The organism is Amycolatopsis sp. cmx-8-4 (assembly GCF_046548675.1).
Lineage (GTDB): Bacteria > Actinomycetota > Actinomycetes > Mycobacteriales > Pseudonocardiaceae > Amycolatopsis.
The window spans coordinates 53,132-69,726 of the sequence record NZ_JAEBDZ010000041.1; the positions used below are offsets into that span (position 1 = coordinate 53,132).

At 71.5% G+C, this 16,595-nt stretch carries 13 protein-coding genes; 8 read left to right on the forward strand and 5 right to left on the reverse strand.

Annotation, left to right across the window (positions count from 1 at the left end; all coding sequences use genetic code 11):
• Window positions 1-165 precede the first annotated feature (165 nt).
• From ACLJQZ_RS44220 to ACLJQZ_RS44230, 3 genes are read left to right on the forward strand one after another with little or no spacing between them, the layout of a single operon-like run.
• The gene (locus ACLJQZ_RS44220; protein WP_410627259.1) at window positions 166-1,092 is read left to right on the forward strand and encodes a hypothetical protein; all 927 of its coding nucleotides are present in this window, start codon (window positions 166-168) and stop codon (window positions 1,090-1,092) included.
• A gap of 4 nt (window positions 1,093-1,096) precedes the next feature.
• Window positions 1,097-2,194 (forward strand): pentapeptide repeat-containing protein, encoded by a 1,098-nt coding sequence (locus ACLJQZ_RS44225; protein ID WP_410627261.1) that lies wholly within the window; start codon window positions 1,097-1,099, stop codon window positions 2,192-2,194.
• Entirely contained in the window at window positions 2,191-3,015 is an 825-nt protein-coding gene (locus tag ACLJQZ_RS44230) for a pentapeptide repeat-containing protein (RefSeq protein ID WP_410627263.1), read from the forward strand. Before ACLJQZ_RS44225 ends, ACLJQZ_RS44230 begins: the two co-directional genes overlap by 4 nt.
• An 80-nt stretch (window positions 3,016-3,095) precedes the next feature.
• On the opposite strand, the gene purL is transcribed toward ACLJQZ_RS44230, so the two are convergent.
• Window positions 3,096-5,402, reverse strand: coding sequence for a phosphoribosylformylglycinamidine synthase subunit PurL (gene purL, locus ACLJQZ_RS44235; protein ID WP_410627264.1), 2,307 nt, complete (start codon window positions 5,400-5,402; stop codon window positions 3,096-3,098).
• 276 nt (window positions 5,403-5,678) lie between these two features.
• Between purL and ACLJQZ_RS44240 the strand changes: the two genes are divergently transcribed.
• Together ACLJQZ_RS44240 and ACLJQZ_RS44245 are read left to right on the forward strand one after the other, a co-directional pair.
• On the forward strand, window positions 5,679-7,313 hold the full coding sequence (locus tag ACLJQZ_RS44240; RefSeq protein ID WP_410627266.1) for an ABC transporter ATP-binding protein: 1,635 nt from the start codon (window positions 5,679-5,681) through the stop codon (window positions 7,311-7,313).
• Complete coding sequence (locus ACLJQZ_RS44245; RefSeq protein WP_326956638.1) at window positions 7,310-9,055, forward strand: ABC transporter ATP-binding protein; 1,746 nt, start codon at window positions 7,310-7,312, stop codon at window positions 9,053-9,055. Before ACLJQZ_RS44240 ends, ACLJQZ_RS44245 begins: the two co-directional genes overlap by 4 nt.
• A gap of 301 nt (window positions 9,056-9,356) precedes the next feature.
• On the opposite strand, the gene purQ is transcribed toward ACLJQZ_RS44245, so the two are convergent.
• Complete coding sequence (purQ, locus tag ACLJQZ_RS44250) at window positions 9,357-10,034, reverse strand: phosphoribosylformylglycinamidine synthase subunit PurQ (protein WP_326945162.1); 678 nt, start codon at window positions 10,032-10,034, stop codon at window positions 9,357-9,359.
• Window positions 10,031-10,270, reverse strand: a complete 240-nt coding sequence (purS, locus tag ACLJQZ_RS44255) for a phosphoribosylformylglycinamidine synthase subunit PurS (RefSeq protein WP_247059198.1) — start codon at window positions 10,268-10,270, stop codon at window positions 10,031-10,033. The genes purQ and purS overlap by 4 nt, the downstream gene beginning before the upstream one ends.
• Before the next feature lie 173 nt (window positions 10,271-10,443).
• Here purS and ACLJQZ_RS44260 point away from each other — a divergent pair, with 173 nt between their 5' ends.
• On the forward strand, window positions 10,444-12,024 hold the full coding sequence (locus tag ACLJQZ_RS44260) for a GMC family oxidoreductase (RefSeq protein WP_410627269.1): 1,581 nt from the start codon (window positions 10,444-10,446) through the stop codon (window positions 12,022-12,024).
• Between the two features lie 92 nt (window positions 12,025-12,116).
• Here ACLJQZ_RS44260 and ACLJQZ_RS44265 read toward each other — a convergent pair whose 3' ends face one another.
• Window positions 12,117-13,613 carry an aldehyde dehydrogenase family protein gene (locus ACLJQZ_RS44265; RefSeq protein ID WP_410627270.1) on the reverse strand — a complete coding sequence of 499 codons (1,497 nt, stop codon included), beginning with the start codon at window positions 13,611-13,613 and terminating at the stop codon, window positions 12,117-12,119.
• A 34-nt stretch (window positions 13,614-13,647) separates the two neighbouring features.
• Window positions 13,648-14,793 (reverse strand): MFS transporter, encoded by a 1,146-nt coding sequence (locus ACLJQZ_RS44270; RefSeq protein ID WP_410627272.1) that lies wholly within the window; start codon window positions 14,791-14,793, stop codon window positions 13,648-13,650.
• Between the two features lie 67 nt (window positions 14,794-14,860).
• Here ACLJQZ_RS44270 and ACLJQZ_RS44275 point away from each other — a divergent pair, with 67 nt between their 5' ends.
• Both ACLJQZ_RS44275 and ACLJQZ_RS44280 read left to right on the forward strand, forming a co-directional pair.
• Window positions 14,861-15,799 (forward strand): DUF5937 family protein, encoded by a 939-nt coding sequence (locus ACLJQZ_RS44275; protein ID WP_410627274.1) that lies wholly within the window; start codon window positions 14,861-14,863, stop codon window positions 15,797-15,799.
• Window positions 15,800-15,836: 37 nt separating this feature from the next.
• Window positions 15,837-16,472: an MBL fold metallo-hydrolase gene (locus ACLJQZ_RS44280; protein WP_326956633.1), complete on the forward strand. Its 636-nt coding sequence runs from the start codon at window positions 15,837-15,839 to the stop codon at window positions 16,470-16,472.
• Window positions 16,473-16,595 lie beyond the last annotated feature (123 nt).

Here is a 16,595-nt window from a genome sequence, read left to right on the forward strand (position 1 = left end):
CGCCGGCTCCCGGATCGTGACGACTTCGCGTCGTCGCGGCCGGGAGCCGGTTTCATGCCGTACCGTCCGAGCTTGCAGAATGCTGCTCACGACTCCTGGGGGAACCGCACGCGTCCGCCGGGCGTCGGATGCGCACGAACACCCCGCGCCCGGAAGGCATGACCGATGACCTACCCGCCTCAGCCGGGCCAGCCCGGCCAGCCCGACCCGTACGGCCAGCAGCCGCAGTCCGGCGGCTTCCCGCAGCAGCCGTATCCCCAGCAGGGCGGGTGGGACCCCAACCAGCAGCAACAGCCGTACCCGACGCAGCAGTACCCGCAGGGCTGGGACCCGAACCAGCAGGGCTACCAGCAGCCGGGCACCGCCGGTTACCCGCAGCAGGGCTGGGGCGACCCGAACGCCCAGCAGGGCTGGGCCGACCCGAACGCCCAGCAGCAGCAGGCGTGGGCGGACCCGAACGCCCAGCAGTACGGCCAGCAGGCGTGGGACCCGAACGCCGGCGGCCAGATGTCGGGCTGGGACCAGCAGGGCGGTTACGGGCAGGGCTTCGGCGGGCCGCCGGCGCCGCCGAAGCAGAGCAAGACCGGGATGTGGATCGCCGTCGGCGCCGTCGTGGTGCTGGTGCTGGCGGGCCTGGGCATCACCGGGTTCGTGGCGCCCGGGTTCTTCCTGTCGAAGGACGACAACACCGTGGCGTCCCCGGGCACGAGCACCTCGGCCAAGCCGTCGACGCCGAAGAGCACTCCGAAGAAGTCGACGACGCCGAGCACCAAGGCCTCGACGCCGGGCGGCGGCTCGGGCTCGGGCCAGGGCAAGGTCGTGCTGCAGGGCTTCATCGACAAGCTGAACGCCGGCGACAACAACGCCGCGATCGCGATGGGCTGCTCGGACTCGAAGGACCTGCTCGACTCGTGGCTCAAGACGTTCCTCAAGTCGCCGCTGCAGCTGGAGCTCGGCGACGTGCCGGACGACGAGTACCTCGTCGAGGGCCAGGTCACCGGGACGTCCGCGGGCAAGTCGGTCAAGGGCACGCTGAGCGCGACGAACTTCGACGACAAGGGCTTCTGCGTCAGCACCATGCTGGTGTCCTGAGCGGGTGAAGCTGTGGCGATCACCGCTGGCGTGGACGTTCGCCGCGTCGCTGGTGCTGCTGCTCGGGGTCGGCGGCTGGTTGCTGACCGACCCCGCCACCAGCCGCAGTGACGCGCTCAAGACCGGCGGCCTGGCCGGCGGCGCGATCGTGGCGCTGTACGCGCTCTGGCTGAACGACCGGCGCCGCCGCGTCGAGGAACGCCGCCAGGACATCGAACGGCAGCGGCACGAGCTGGAGTCGCAACGCGCGGAGCAGGACCGCGAGCGGGTGGCGGACGAGCGGTTCGCGAAGGCGGTCGAGCTGCTCGGCCACGCGGCCGACCAGGTGCGGGTGGGGGCGCTGCACGCACTGGCGGGCCTGGCGCGGAGCCGCCCGGCGTACACGCAGACGGTGCTGGACGTGCTGTGCTCGTACCTGCGGCGGCCGTTCCAGCACCCGCGGTACGAGTCGGATCTTCCCCGCAAGACCCGGGAAACCCTCGCCGGCCAGCCCGACGACGAACGCGAGCTGCAGGTCCGGCTGACCGCGCAACGGCTGGTCGTCGGGCTGCTGCCGCCCGCCGCCGAGGACGGGTCACCGTCGTACGACCTCGACCTGACCGGCGCCACGCTCGAGTACTTCGACCTCTCGAAGCGCCGGCTCGGCGATCTCTGGCTCCGCTACGCGACCCTCTACAGCAGCACGAGCCTCAGCGGCACCGTGTTCACCGGCAAGGCGTACTTCACCGGCGCGAGCACCGGCTCCGGCCGCCTGACCGGGGTGTTCCGTTGCAAGGGCGCGCGGTTCGAAGGCAACGCCTGGTTCAGCGGCACGACCTTCGGCGAGCTGGCCGACTTCACGAACACGACGTTCGCCGGGCCGACGACGTTCAAGGACGCTAAGTTCCTGAAGGACGTGGTGCTCGCCGGCGTCTCCGCCACCCACTCGCTGGATCTGTACCGAACCCGTTTCGAGGGTCAGACCGACCTGCGGTTCTCCGCGCTGCCCGAGTCCGTCTCGCTGTACAACACGCGCGTCCAGTCCGAAAAGGACGTTCAGCTGCCGGCCGGTTGGAAGCTCGAAGAACTGCGTGACGGCGAAGTGCGGATCGTGGCCGAGTGAAGCGCTTTTCGCCCTTGGTGGCCGCTTTTCTGTTCAGCGCCGTCATCTTCGCCGGCGTCCTGGTGTGGCTGCTCGCCGACCGCGGGACCAGCCGGGGTGACGCGCTCAAGACGGCCGGGCTGGCGGGCGGCGCGGTCGCGGCGCTGTACGGGCTGTGGCTGAACGACCGCCGCCGGCGCACCGAAGAGGACCGGCACGAGCTGGAACGCGGCCGGATCTCCGACGAGCGCTTCGCGAAGGCCGTCGAACTGCTCGGGCACCAGGCCGACCAGGTCCGGGTCGGCGCGATGCACGCGCTGGCCGGGCTCGCGCGGACCCGGCCCGACGTCTACGGGCAGACCGTGCTCGACGTGCTGTGCGCGTACCTACGGCTGCCGTTCGCCCACGAGGACTTCGGTGACGACGTCGAGGATTCCGCCGCGGCCGGGCGGGAGCGGCAGGTGCGGCGGACGGCTCAGCAGCTGGTCCAGACCCTGCTGGCGGACGTCGACGAGCCGGGCGGGCCGGCGTACGCACTCGACCTCTCCGGTGTCCGGCTCGAACGGTTCACCCTCGCGCACAAGCGGATCGCCTGGCTCGGCGGGCAGCAGATGGAGATCTTCACCGGCGCCCGGTTCGTGGACACGTCGTTCGAGAGTTCGGCGTTCTTCACCGGCGCACGGCTCCACGGGCCCGTCGAGTTCGTGCGGACGAAGTTCGGTTCGGGCACGGGCTTCCGCGGTTTCACCGTGCACGACGAAGTGACGTTCGACGGCGTCGAGTTCGCGCTGCCGCCCGATTTCGCCGAAGCGACCTTTCCGGACGGGACGAAACTGCCCTGAGCAGCCCCCGTTTTCCACGCTAGCGGAGGGCACCGACAAGAATCGGTGCCCTCCGGTCAGCTGTCCCCAGGTCTACAAGGTCAGTCGAACAGGGCCGGGAGGGTCTTCTCCCACGCCTCGCGCAGCTCGTCGAGCGTGAACTCCGTGATGTCCTGCAGCTCCAGCTTGCCCGACTCCGGGTCGACCACGCCGGTCTTGCGCCACGGGAGGCCGCGCGCGGTGCACATCTCCGTGAAGCGCAGCTCCTCCGTGCGCGGGACCGCCACCAGCACGCGGCCCGACGACTCGGAGAACAGCTGGACGAACGGGTCCTGATCGGCGTCGAGGAAGAACCGGGCGCCGCACTGTCCGATGAGGACGGTCTCGACGAACGCCTGGATCAGGCCGCCGTCCGAAAGGTCGTGCGCGGCCGAGATCATGCCGTCGCGGGAGCCCGCCACCAGCACGTCCGCCAGGAGCTTCTCGCGGGCGAGGTCCACGCGAGGGGGCACGCCGCCGAGGTGGCCGTGCAGCTCGCGGGCCCACGCCGAGCCGTCCAGCTCGTCGTGCGTTTCGCCCAGCAGCAGCAGGGTTTCGCCGGCTTCGGCGCCGATGCCGGTCGGGATGCGGCGGGTGACGTCGTCGATCACGCCGAGCACGCCGATCACCGGCGTCGGCAGGATCGCCGTCGACCCGGTCTGGTTGAAGAAGCTCACGTTGCCGCCGGTGACCGGGATGCCGAGCTCGACGCAGCCGTCCGCGATGCCGTGCACGGCCTGCTCGAACTGCCACATCACGCCCGGGTCGGTCGGCGCGCCGAAGTTCAGGCAGTCCGACACCGCGACCGGGGTCGCGCCGCCCGTCGCCACGTTGCGGTAGGCCTCCGCCAGCGCCAGCTGCGCGCCGCGGTACGGGTCGAGGTAGACGAACTTGCTGTTGCAGTCGGTCGCCACCGAGACACCGCGGCCGCTCGACTCGTCGATCCGGATCATGCCCGAGTCCGACGGCTGCGAGAGCACGGAGTTGCCGCGCACGTACCGGTCGTACTGCGACGTCACCCATTCCTTCGACGCCTGGTTCGGCGACGAGATCAGCTTGAGCACGTCCGCGCGCAGTGCGTCCGGAGTGGCCGGACGCGGCAGGTTCGCCGAGGTGTCGGCGATCAAAGCGTCCTGAAAGGACGGTCGCTCGATCGGCCGGTCGTACACCGGGCCCTGGTGCGCCACGGTGTGCGCCGGGACGTCGACGACGACCTCGTCGTGCCAGGTGATCACCAGGTGCTCGCCGTCGGTGACCTCGCCGATGTCGGTGGCGATGACGTCCCACTTGCGGCAGACCGCCATGAACGCCTCGACGTTCTCCGGCGAGACGACCGCGCACATGCGCTCCTGCGACTCGCTGGAAAGCACCTCCGCCGGCGTCATCCCGGTGGCGCGCAACGGAACCCGGTCGAGGTAGACGTGCATGCCGCCGTCACCGGCCGCGGCCAGCTCCGACGTCGCGCAGGACAGCCCTGCGCCGCCGAGGTCCTGGATGCCGACCACGAGGTCGGCCGCGAACAGCTCCAGGCAGCACTCGATGAGCACCTTCTCGGTGAACGGGTCGCCGACCTGGACGCTCGGCAGCTTCTTGCGACCCCCCGACGACTCGTCACCCGAAAAGGTGTCACTCGCCAGGACGGACACGCCGCCGATGCCGTCGAGGCCGGTGCGGGCGCCGAACAGGATGATCTTGTTGCCGGTGCCGGACGCGAAGGCCAGGTGCAGGTCCTCGACGCGCATCGCGCCGACGCACAGCGCGTTGACCAGCGGGTTGCCGCTGTAGGACGGGTCGAAGACCAGCTCGCCGCCGATGTTCGGCAGGCCGAGGCAGTTGCCGTAACCGCCGACGCCGGCGACCACACCGGGCAGCACGCGCTTGGTGTCGGGGGCGTCGGCCGGGCCGAAGCGCAGCGCGTCCGCCACCGCGAGCGGCCGCGCGCCCATCGCCATGATGTCGCGCACGATGCCGCCGACGCCGGTCGCGGCGCCCTGGTAGGGCTCCACATAGGACGGGTGGTTGTGGCTCTCCACCTTGAAGGTGACCGCCCAGCCCTCGCCGATGTCGACGACGCCGGCGTTCTCGCCGATGCCGGCCAGCATCTTGGCCTTCATCTCGTCGGTCGCGGTCTCGCCGAAGTAGCGAAGGTGCTTCTTGGAGGACTTGTAGGAGCAGTGCTCGCTCCACATCACCGAGTACATGGCCAGCTCGGCGTCGGTGGGCCGGCGGCCGAGGATTTCCCGGATGCGGGCGTACTCGTCGTCAGCGAGCCCGAGCTCGCGATAGGGCTGGGTGTGGTCCGGGGTCGCCCCGGCCCGCTCGGTGGTGTCAACGGTGCTGGTCACGGTGTCCGTGTCAGGGTTCGCCACGGCCGCCAGGATACGTGCCGGGCCCGGGTGCCCCGGACACTGGGCCGCCCCACCGGATCTCACCGTTCCGGGTGTGACGGAGCAGACACCGCGGCCCCGGTCGCCACCGGCCAGAGCGCCCCAATGTGGCGTTGGGTGCGTCCAACGCACCCAATGTGGCGTTCGGTGCGTCAGATGCACCCAACGCCACATTGGGGCGCTTGGGGGGGTGAGCCGGCGAGCGGGCGCGCGAAAATCGGTCGCCAACCCCGGGTCGTCGGCTTAACGTCGGGAATCGTGCTTTCCGCCACATATCCCTTTCCGCCGCTGCGGCTGCCCGCACGGCCGACCGCGAGCCGGTTCCTGCTCGCCGTGTTCCGGGCTCGCCTCGGCACGGTGCTGGGCTCGGCCACGATCGGCGTCGTGTGGGCGCTGCCGGGCGCCCTGCTGCCGCTGGTGATCGGCCAGGGCATCGGCGCCATCACCGCGCACGACGGCGCGGGCGTGGGGCGCTGGGCACTGGCCGCGGCCGTGCTCGGCGTCGTGCAGACCGTGTCCGGGACCTGGATGCACTTCATCAACTACGGCCTGTGGCTGCACGGCGCGGGCTCCACCCAGCGGCTCGTGTCGGCGCACACCACGCGCGTCGGCGCCGGCCTGCGCGAGCAGACGACCACCGGCAACCTGGTCGCGATCGCCACCACCGACATCAACCACATCGGCAACACCGTCGAGATGGCCGGCCGGGCGTTCGGCTCGCTGCTGGCGTTCGTCGTGGTCGCGATCTGGCTGGTCTCGACGTCGCCGCTGCTCGGCGTGGTCGCGCTGGTCGGCGTGCCGCTCGCGGTGCTGGGCATCGGGCCGCTGCTGGCCCCGCTGCAGAAGCGCAAGGCGAGCCAGCGCGAGATGCGCGGCGAGGTCAACGCCCTCGGCGCGGACATCGTGTCCGGCCTGCGGATCCTGCGTGGCATCGGCGGTGAGCGGCGGTTCTCCGGCCGCTTCCGCGAGACCAGCCAGCGCGTGCGCCGGGCCGGCGTCGAGGTCGGCAAGGCCGAGTCGTGGCTGGCCGCGGCCGAAGTCGCGATGCCCGGCCTGGTCACCGTGGTGATCACGTGGCTGGGCGCGCGGCTGGCCGTGGGCGGCACCATCGACCTCGGGCAGCTGGTGGCGTTCTACGGCGTTTCGATGTTCCTCATCTGGCCGGTCTCCGCCGCCACGGAAGCCGTCGGGTCGTTGACGTCCGGCCTGGTGGCGTCGCGGAAGGTGGTGGCGCTGCTGGCGCTGCACCCGGCACTGGCGGACCCCGAAACACCGGTGCGGCTGCCCGACGGGCCGCTGGACCTGGCGGACACGGAGTCCGGGGTGCGGGTCGTGGCCGGGCAGCTGACGGTCGTCGCCTTCGGCGCCGGCGGCGAGGCGGTGGCCGACCGGCTGGCCCGGTTCGCCGACCCGGCCGAGGGTGAGGAAGTGCTGGTCGGCGGGGTCCGGGCGGACCAGATCGCGCTCGTGGAGCTGCGGCGGCGGGTGGTGTACGCGCACAACCAGGACATCTGGTTCTCCGGCGTGCTGCGCGAGCAGCTGACGCCGGCGCGGCCGAGCGGCGTGGACATCACCGAAGCGCTGTACGCGGCCGACGCCGACGACATCGTCGAGGCGCTGCCCGACGGCGTCGACGAGGTGATCGGCGAGCGCGGCCGCGAGGTGTCCGGCGGCCAGCGGCAACGGCTGAACCTGGCCCGCGCGCTGGCGGTGGACGCGGACGTCCTGGTGCTGGACGAGCCGACGTCGGCGGTCGACGCGCACACGGAGGCACGCATCACCGAGCGCGTCGCGGCCCTGCGCCGCGGCAAGACGACGGTGGTGTTCAGCCAGAGTCCATTGTGGACACATGTGGCCGACGAGGTATTCACGACGAAGGTGGTGACGGTGTGAAGCGGCTCCCCACGGCGTCCCGGCGGGACGTCCGCCGCTGGGCGTTGCGGACGGCGGCGGCCCACAAGCGCGAGGTCGCGCTGCTGCTCGGCGCGCTCGCCGTGTCCACGCTGATCGGGCTGGCCGGCCCGCAGCTGCTCGGTTCGCTGGTCGACGCCGTCGCGGCCGGGACCACGACCACGCACGTCGACGTGCTGGCGGGCGTGTTCGTCGTGATCCTGCTGCTGCAGGCGCTGTCGCGGAAGGTCGCGCGGATGCGCGGCGCGGTGTTCGCCGAGCTGGTGCTGGCCGAGACCCGCGAGGAGTTCGTCGGCACGGCGCTGCAGCTGCCGCTCGGCACCGTCGAGGCGGCCGGCACCGGCGACCTGCTCAGCCGGGCCACCACCGACCTCGGCCGGATCGACCACGCGGCGCGGTTCGCGGCGCCGGAGATCCTGGTCGCGGCGGTGACCGTGGTGTTCACGGTGGCGGCGATGGTGCTGACGTCACCGCTGCTGGCCCTGGGCCTGCTGGTCGCGGCACCGCTGCTGATCAGCGTCAACGTCTGGTACCAACGGCGGATCCCGGCGCTGATGCAGGCGATGCTGGACCGCTGGGCGGACCTGACGACCAGCGTCCACGAGACGGCCGAGGGCGCGCGGACGGTCGAGGCGCTCGGGCTGACCGAACGCCGGGTCACCGGCGCCCACGACGACCTGGACCGGAGCATCCTCGGCGAACGCCGGATGCGGGCGCTGCAGCTGCGCTGGCTGCCGTCGCTGGAGATCAGCTACGTGCTGCCGCTGGCCGTCATGCTGCTGCTCGGGCTGCTCGCGTACACGCGCGGCTGGGCCGGGCTCGGCGAGATCACCACGATGCTGCTCTACATGCAGGCGATGGCGAACCCGCTCAACTCCGCACTGTTCTGGCTGGAGGACCTGCAGGTCGCGGCGGCCGCGGCCCGCCGGATCCTCGGCATCCGGGAGGTCGCGGTCGAGGAGACGCCGAAGGTGACGCAGGTGCCGCGCGGGCGCGACATCGACGTGCACGACGTCCGGTTCGCCTACACCGCCGACCGCGAAGTGCTGCACGGCATCGACCTGCGCGTCCCGCGCGGCGAGCGGCTGGCGATCGTCGGGCCGTCGGGCGCGGGCAAGTCGACGCTCGGGCGGCTGCTGGCCGGCATCGCGGTGCCGTCCGCGGGCTCGGTGCGCATCGGCGGCCAGGACGTCTCGGCGCTGGCCGACGACGTGCTGCGCGGCGAGGTCCTGCTGCTGACCCAGGAGCACCACGTCTTCTCGGGGACGCTCCGGCAGAACCTGGCCCTGCCGGCCCGCCGCGCCGGCGGCGACTGGCCGGACGCCGAGCTGACGGCGGCCCTGGAGTCGGCGGGCGCGTCCGGCTGGGTCGCGGGCCTGCCGGACGGCCTCGACACGAAGATCGGCTCGGGCGCGTACCCGGTGCCGGCGGCGGTCGCGCAGCAGCTGGCGCTGGCCCGGGTCGTGCTCGCGGACCCGCACACGCTGGTGCTCGACGAAGCGACGTCCCTGCTGGACACGGGCTCGGCGCGCGACCTGGAGCGTTCGCTGAACAGCGTGCTGGCCGGCCGCACGGTGATCGCGATCGCCCACCGCCTGCACACGGCGGCGGCGGCCGACCGCGTCGCGGTGGTCGAGGGCGGCCGCATCACGGAGCTGGGCCCGCACGCGTCGTTGCTGGCGGCGGGCGGTTCGTACGCCCGCCTGGTGGCGGCGGCGAGCTGAGTCCGGAATGTCCGGACTCAGCCGCCGAGGCCGCAGTCGGTGCTCGTGCGGGTACGGCCGGAGAAGTAGCTGTCGAACGACCAGAGCAAGACTTGGCCGTGACCGAAGGGTCGACTCTTGTGATTGAGCAGCCGACACGCGTGATCAGCGGGACGACACGCGTACTCGAGTGGTCGACTCGTGTACCTGGATAGTCGACTCGCGTACCCAGAGGGTCGGGTCGCGTGCCTGGGGAGTCGGGTCGCGTGCCGGGAGGGTCGGCGCGGTGGCCGGGGAGGCGAAACCCTCCCCGGCCGGTGCGTCAAGCCTTGATCAGCGCATCCACCGCGCTGTAGAACATGCCGAGACCGTCGTCGGACGGGCCGGTGAGCGCGTCGATCGCGTGCTCCGGGTGCGGCATGAGCCCGACCACCCGGCCGTTCTCGCTGCGGATGCCCGCGATGTCGTTGCGGGAGCCGTTCGGGTTGCCGCCGACGTAGCGGAACACGACCCGGTCCTCGGCCTCCAGCGCGTCCAAAGTGGACTGCTCGGCCACGTAGCAGCCGTCGATGTTCTTCATCGGGATGAGGATCTCGGCGCCCTGCTCGTACCGCGAGGTCCACGCCGTCGAGGTGTTCTCGACACGCAGCCACTGGTCGCGGCAGATGAAGTGCAGGCCCTGATTGCGGATCATCGCGCCCGGCAGCAGGCCGGCCTCGCAGAGGATCTGGAACCCGTTGCAGATGCCGAGCACCGGCATCCCGGCCCGCGCGGCCTCGATCACCGACGTCATCACCGGCGCGAACCGGGCGATGACGCCCGCGCGCAGGTAGTCGCCGTACGAGAAGCCACCCGGGACGACCACGGCGTCGACGCCGCGCAGATCCTCGTCGGCGTGCCACAGGGGCACGGCCTCCGCGTCGGCGTAGCGGACCGCGCGGGCCGCGTCGCCGTCGTCGAGGGTGCCCGGGAAGGTGATGACGCCGATGCGGGCGCTCACGCGCCGACCCGCGTGATGGTCCACTGCTCGATCACCGGGTTCGCGAGGAAACCTTCGGCGATCTTCTCGAGCGTCGCGTCGTCGACGGAGTCGTCGACCTCGATCTCGAAGTGCTTGCCCTGGCGGATCTCCTTGATCCCGGTGAAGCCGAGACGGCCGGCGGCGCCGAGCGCGGCCTGTCCCTGCGGGTCGAGGATTTCGGGCTTGGGCATGACGTCGACGACGACTCGGGCCACGGCAGGCTGCTCCTTATTCACGCAGGTCGTGGGTACCCGGCGAGCATAGTTCACCCGGTTCCCCGGACCCGCGCCCAGGTGGCGAGGGCCACCGGAAAACCTAGACTGGCCCACGGCGCGACGCTGCGCCATGATGAGTCGTTGACATCGCGCCAACAGCGAGTGGAGGCACCGTGGCCGTCCAGGACTCCTTTGACTACGTGATCGTCGGTGCGGGCAGCGCCGGGTGCGTGCTGGCGAACCGCCTCACCGAGGATCCGTCGGCGCAGGTCCTGCTGCTGGAGGCGGGCGGCGAGGACACCGCCGACGAGGTCCGCATTCCGGCCGCGTTCGCGTCGCTGTTCAAGACCCGGTGGGACTGGAACTACGAGACCGTCGAGCAGAAGCACACCGGCAAGTCCGCGTACTGGCCGCGCGGGAAGATGCTCGGCGGCTGCTCGTCGATCAACGCCATGATCTACATCCGCGGCAACCGCGCCGACTACGACGGCTGGCGCGATTCCCACGGTGCCGAAGGCTGGGGCTGGGACGACGTCCTCCCCTACTTCAAGCGCGCCGAGGGCAACCAGCGCCTCGGCGGGCCGCTGCACGGCACCGACGGCCCGCTGAACGTCGAGGACCGCCGGTTCACCCACGAGCTGTCGACCGCGTGGGTCGACTCCGCCGTCGCTTGGGGCCTCAAGCGCACCGACGACTTCAACGGCGAGAGCCAGGAAGGCGCCGGCAACTACCAGGTGACCTGCAAGAAGGGCCGTCGCTGGTCCACCGCGGACGCCTACCTGCGCCCGGCGCTCGACCGGCCGAACCTCACCGTGAAGACCGGCGCGCAGGCCACCCGGATCGTGTTCGAGGGCACCCGCGCGATCGGCGTGTCCTATGTGGACAGCGGCGTCGAGCGGACCGCGCGCGCGTCGGCCGAAGTGCTGCTCAGCGGCGGCGCGGTCAACTCGCCGCAACTGCTGATGGTCTCCGGTGTCGGCCCGGCCGAGCACCTGCGCGAGCACGGCATCGACGTCGTCACCGCGCTGCCCGGCGTCGGCGAGAACCTGCACGACCACCCGGCGTGCGGGATCATCTGGTCCACCCGCGGCACCACCGACCTGGTCGGCGCCGCCACGCCGGCCGGACTCGTGCGCTACCAGCTGACCAAGCGCGGGCCGCTGACGTCGAACATCGGCGAGGCGGGCGCGTTCTTCCCGACCGGCGACGGCCTGCCCGCGCCGGACATGCAGATCCACGTGGCACCGACGTTGTTCTACGACAACGGGATGCGCGAACCGACCGTGCCCGGGTTCACGTCGGCGGCGACACTGGTGGACGTCGCCAGCCGCGGCCGGCTGCGGCTGAAGTCGGCGAATCCGTTGTGGAAGCCGGAAATCGACCCGGCCTACTACGCGGAGCCAAAGGACATGGACGCGATGATCGCCGGACTGAAGGCGCTCGTCGAGATCGGGAAGTCGGGGCCGCTCAAGCGATTCCTCGACAAACCGTTCCTGCCCGCGCGGCACGACCTGACCGACGCCGAGTTCGTCGAGCACATCCGCGAGAACACGCAGACGCTGTACCACCCGGTCGGGACGTGCGCGATGGGCACGGGCGAGCAGGCGGTGGTCGACCCGCAGCTGCGGGTGCGCGGGGTCGAGGGGCTGCGGGTGGTGGACGCGTCGGTGATGCCGGTGGTGCCGCGCGGGAACACGAACGCGCCGACGATCATGGTGGCGGAGAAGGCGGCGGACCTGATCCGGGGGCGCTGAGGGGCGGGCCGCGGCCCCCGGTATCCAGTTTACCGGGGGCTACCGACAGTTCCGGGGCTGCGGACGTGAGTTGTCCACAACCCCGGAGCGAGTCAGCGCTTGCCGTGGAGGATGGTCACCAGCTTGGCGACCATGGCGTCCGTCGAAGGCTTGCGGGTGAACGACGTCAGCGTGAGCGGCGCCGTGAAGCGCTGGCGGGCGATGGCCTTGGTGCGGGCGAACTCGCGCAGGCCTTCCGGGCCGTGGATGCGGCCGAAGCCCGAGTCGCCCACGCCGCCGAACGGCAGGGATGCGATGCCCGCGAACGAGAGCGGAGCGTTGATCGACGTCATGCCCGTGCGCAGCTTTTCCGCCAGCTCGACGCCGCGGGACTTCGAAAACACCGTCGAACCCAGGCCGTACTTCGTGTTGTTCGCCTTCTCGATCGCTTCGTCCATGGTGCGGACCTTCGCGATGGTCACCGTCGGGCCGAACGTCTCCTCCGTGACGGCTTCGGAGTCCTCGGGGACGTCGATCAGGACCGTCGGCTGCGCGTACCGGTCGCCGACCGAGTCCTCACCACCCAGCACCGCCTTGCCGCCGCGGGCCACGGCGTCCTGGATGTGGCGCTTGATCACGCCGAGCTGCGACGGCATCGTCACCGGGCCGTACTGGGCGGCCTCGTCCGAGCCCGCGCGGACGTCCTTCGACTTCTCGACGACCTTCGCGACGAACTCGTCGTGCACCTTCTCGTGGACGTACACCCGCTCGACGCCGATGCAGGTCTGGCCGGAGTTGGAGAACGCGCCCCAGACCGTCGCGTCGGCCGCGGCGTCGAGGTCGGCGTCCGCGTCGACCAGCACCGGGTCCTTGCCGCCCGCCTCGATGACGACCGGGGTGAGCGTCTCGGCGGCCGCGGCCATGATCCGCTTGCCGGTGGCGGTCGAGCCGGTGAACGCGATCTTGTCGACGCCCGCGCCGACCAGCGCCGCGCCCGTCTCGCCGAAGCCGGTGATCAGCTGCAGCACCGGCTGCTCCGGGACGATCTCGGCGAACGCGTCGACCAGCCACTTGCCGACGCCCGGCGTGTACTCGCTGGGCTTGAAGACGACGGCGTTGCCCGCCGCGAGCGCGTAGGCGATCGAGCCGAGCGGCGTGAACACCGGGTAGTTCCACGGGCCGATCACGCCGACGACGCCGAGCGGCTGGTACTCGACGGTGGCCGCCTGGTTCGACATCAGCAGCCCGGCCGAGCGCTTCTGCTTGCCGAGGATCTTCTTCGCGTGCTTGCCGGCCCACGCGATGTGCTCGATGGCCAGGACGCTCTCGAGCTGCGCGTCGGCGATCGGCTTGCCGGTCTCGTCGCGCACCACCTGGCACAGCTGCGGCAGCCGCCGCGTCAGCACGCCCTTCCAGCCGCGAAGCCGCTCCGCGCGGCCGGCGAAGCCGAGGTCAGCCCACCACTTCGCCGCGACGCGCGCCCGCACGACGGCGGCCTGCACGTCCTCGGCGCTGTGCACCGGGTAGGTTCCGACGACCTCGTCGGTCGCCGGGCTCAGCGAGTCGAAGGTCTCGCCGAGGGACGTCGGCTTAGGCTGGACGGCAGTCATCGGCGTCTCCCGCAAGGTCGAGGTTCAGCCCAGGTTACGACGTTACTGACGTGGTGCCAATAGCGCCCGCGGGCTTCGCCACCAGCATTGCACCGGCGATCGCCGCAGCAAAGACACCGAACACCGGAGCGAGCCACAGCGGCAGCACGCCGACCGCCAGCGAGCCGAGCCCGAAGCCGCACGCCTGGACCGTGAACGACAGCGAGAAACCCGCTGACCTGCGGTTCTTCGGCAGCAGTCGCTGCAGGTTGACCGAGGTCGCGGCCACCAGCGGCCCGGTGCACCCGCCGATCACGGCCACCGAAACGATCAGGCCCGGCCAGCCGAAGTCGCCCGCGAGGGCGAGTCCGCCGACGATGAACCCGCCGAGGAACAGCCGCGGGTCGCCGGTCTTGCCGCGCCACGCGTAGAGCGCGCTGCCCACGATGCTCGCGCCGCTCAGCACCGCGATCACCACCGGCGCGGCCGTGTCGGGCGCGCCGAGCCGCTGGACGAGCGGCAGCGGCGCGACCTCGATCGTCGACAGCAGCAGCCCGACGGTGAACGCGCAGCACAGCCACGGCAGGTAGGTGCCGACGCCGGCGGGCGGCACGTCCGGCCCGGTTTCTTCCCGTTCGCGCTCGGCCGCGCGGCGCGGGACGAGCACGGCGGCGCCCACGCAGGCGGCGGCCATCGCGGCGAGCGGCACGAACGGACCGGCCAGGTCGAGCAGCGCGACCAGCGCCGGACCACCGATGAGCACCCCCTCGAGCAGCATCGCGTCGACGGAGATGGCCCGCGGCAGCAGCGCGTCGTCGACGGTGTCCGCGAGCAGCGTCCGGAACCCGCCGGACAATGCGCCCGCGGTGGCGCCGGGCAGCAGGACCAGCGCGAGCAGCACGGCGGTCGGCGCGGCCGCCGACGCCGCGAAGGCGAGCACGGCGAAGCCGGCGGCGGTCAGGAGCAGCAGCGCGGGCAGGCCGCGCGTCACGCCGACGCGGTCCAGCAGCCGCCCGACCGGCACGGCGCCGGCCATCTCGGCGACGACGTAGACCGACATCAGCACCCCGCCGAGCCGGTACGAGCCGGTGGTGGCCGTGGTCAGCAGGGTGAACGCGAGCGGCGCCATGGTCGCCGGGAGCCGGGCGAACTGGACGCCCGCCGACCAGCGCCAGTAGGCGCGATGGGTGAACAACGACATGGGAGCACGCTCTTACGGCGGCGGTTTGCGCCATACTGATTCGGGCACGAGCGAATCCGGGGTCGCCATGATCGAGCTGGTCCTGACCGCGGCCGGCAGCCAGCGCGTCCGCTTCGCGATCTCGCCACTGGAAGAGGTGCTCGGCGCCGTCCAGACGCTGCTCGGCCGCCGCGGGCACCCGGCACACCTGCCGTGGGTGTCCGCGGCCCCCGCACTCGACGTCCCCGAGCTGACGGCGGTCCTGAGCGCGCGGCACTACATCACCGAGTTCCTCAGCCCGCCGCCCGACGGGCCGGAAACCACCGCCGAGGCCCAGCTGCGGGTGGTCCGCGAGACGCCGCCGCATCAGGTCGCGCTGGAGCTGGCGATGGTCGACGCCGACCTTTCGCTGCTCCCGGCCGACCCGGCGGCCGCGCGGGACCTGCTGGCCGGCCAGCTCGAGACGGTGTGGAACGCACTGCTCGCTCCGCGGTGGCCGCGCCTGCGCGAGCTGCTGGCCGCCGACATCGCGTACCGGACGCGGCTGCTCGGCTCCGGGGGCATCACCGCGATGCTGGCCGAACTCCACCCGCAGGTCCGGCTGACCGGGACGTCGGTGCTGGTCGACGTCCGCTCCCGCGAACGGCTCGAGATCGACTCCCGCGGCCTGCTGTTCATCCCGGCGGTGTTCGCGTGGCCGAACGTCGGGGTGGTGACGGTGCCGCCGTGGCAGACGTCACTGCTCTACCCCGCCCGCGGCGTCGCGTCGCTGTGGACGTCGGCGACGGCGCCGCCGGAACCGCTGGCCGAGGTGCTCGGCCGGACCCGGGCCCTGCTGCTGGCCGGCCTGGACGCCCCGGCCGCGACGGCCGACCTGGCGCGCCGCTTCGACCTCGCCCCGGCGACGGTGTCGGCGCACCTGACGGCGTTGCGCGCGGCCGGGCTGCTGACGTCGGACCGCAGCGGGCACCGGGTGCTGTACCGCCGCACCGGCCTCGGCGACGCGTTGCTGACCGGCAAACTCTGACTAGGGTGGAATCACGACCCGTGAAGGAGAATCATCGATGCGTATCGTCCATTTCGGACATGCCTGTGTGCTGCTGGAGACCGGCTCGGAGCGGATCCTGATCGACCCCGGCACGTTCTCCACGGACTTCGAGCGCGAGCGTGAGCTGGCCGCCGTGCTGATCACGCACCAGCACTTCGACCACCTCGACGTCGAGCGGCTGCCGAAGGTGCTCGAAGCCAACCCGGACGCGAAGCTGATCGTCGACCCCGGCTCGGCCGAGGCCGTCGGGAAGCTGGGTGTTCCGTTCGACATCGCCAACGTCGGGGACGCGTTCGCGATCGGGGACACGTCGATCAAGGCCGTCGGCGGCGAGCACGCCGTGATCCACAGCGACATCCCGACGATCCCGAACATCGGCTACGTCTTCGACGACGGTGCGTTCTTCCACCCCGGCGACTCGTTCTTCGTGCCGGAGCAGCACATCGACGTCCTCGGCCTGCCGACCGGTGCACCGTGGCTCAAGGCCGGCGAAGCGGTCGACTACCTGCGCGCGGTGGCGCCGCGGATCGCCGTGCCGATCCACGAAGCCGTGCTCGCCAACCCGGGCATGCACTACGGCCTGTTCGGCAACCTCGCGCCCGAAGGCACCGAGGTGAAGGTGCTCGAGCGCGCGGAGCCGGCGAAGCTCTAGATGATTGATTCCGTGAAGATCATGTGAGCTGACCCGGTTCAGGACGTGAGAGGAGGGTGTCCAAGATCAATGTGTGAGCAAAGAACTAGACACCCTCCTGACAGCACTCTACGTGCTCGTGGA

Excerpts from the sequence above, each read along its gene's own strand:
- ACLJQZ_RS44265 (WP_410627270.1), bottom strand. The coding sequence starts at position 13,613 with ATGACTGCCGTCCAGCCTAAGCCGACGTCCCTCGGCGAGACCTTCGAC.
- ACLJQZ_RS44275 (WP_410627274.1), top strand. The coding sequence starts at position 14,861 with ATGATCGAGCTGGTCCTGACCGCGGCCGGCAGCCAGCGCGTCCGCTTC.
- ACLJQZ_RS44220 (WP_410627259.1), top strand. The coding sequence starts at position 166 with ATGACCTACCCGCCTCAGCCGGGCCAGCCCGGCCAGCCCGACCCGTAC.
- ACLJQZ_RS44270 (WP_410627272.1), bottom strand. The coding sequence starts at position 14,793 with ATGTCGTTGTTCACCCATCGCGCCTACTGGCGCTGGTCGGCGGGCGTC.
- ACLJQZ_RS44280 (WP_326956633.1), top strand. The coding sequence starts at position 15,837 with ATGCGTATCGTCCATTTCGGACATGCCTGTGTGCTGCTGGAGACCGGC.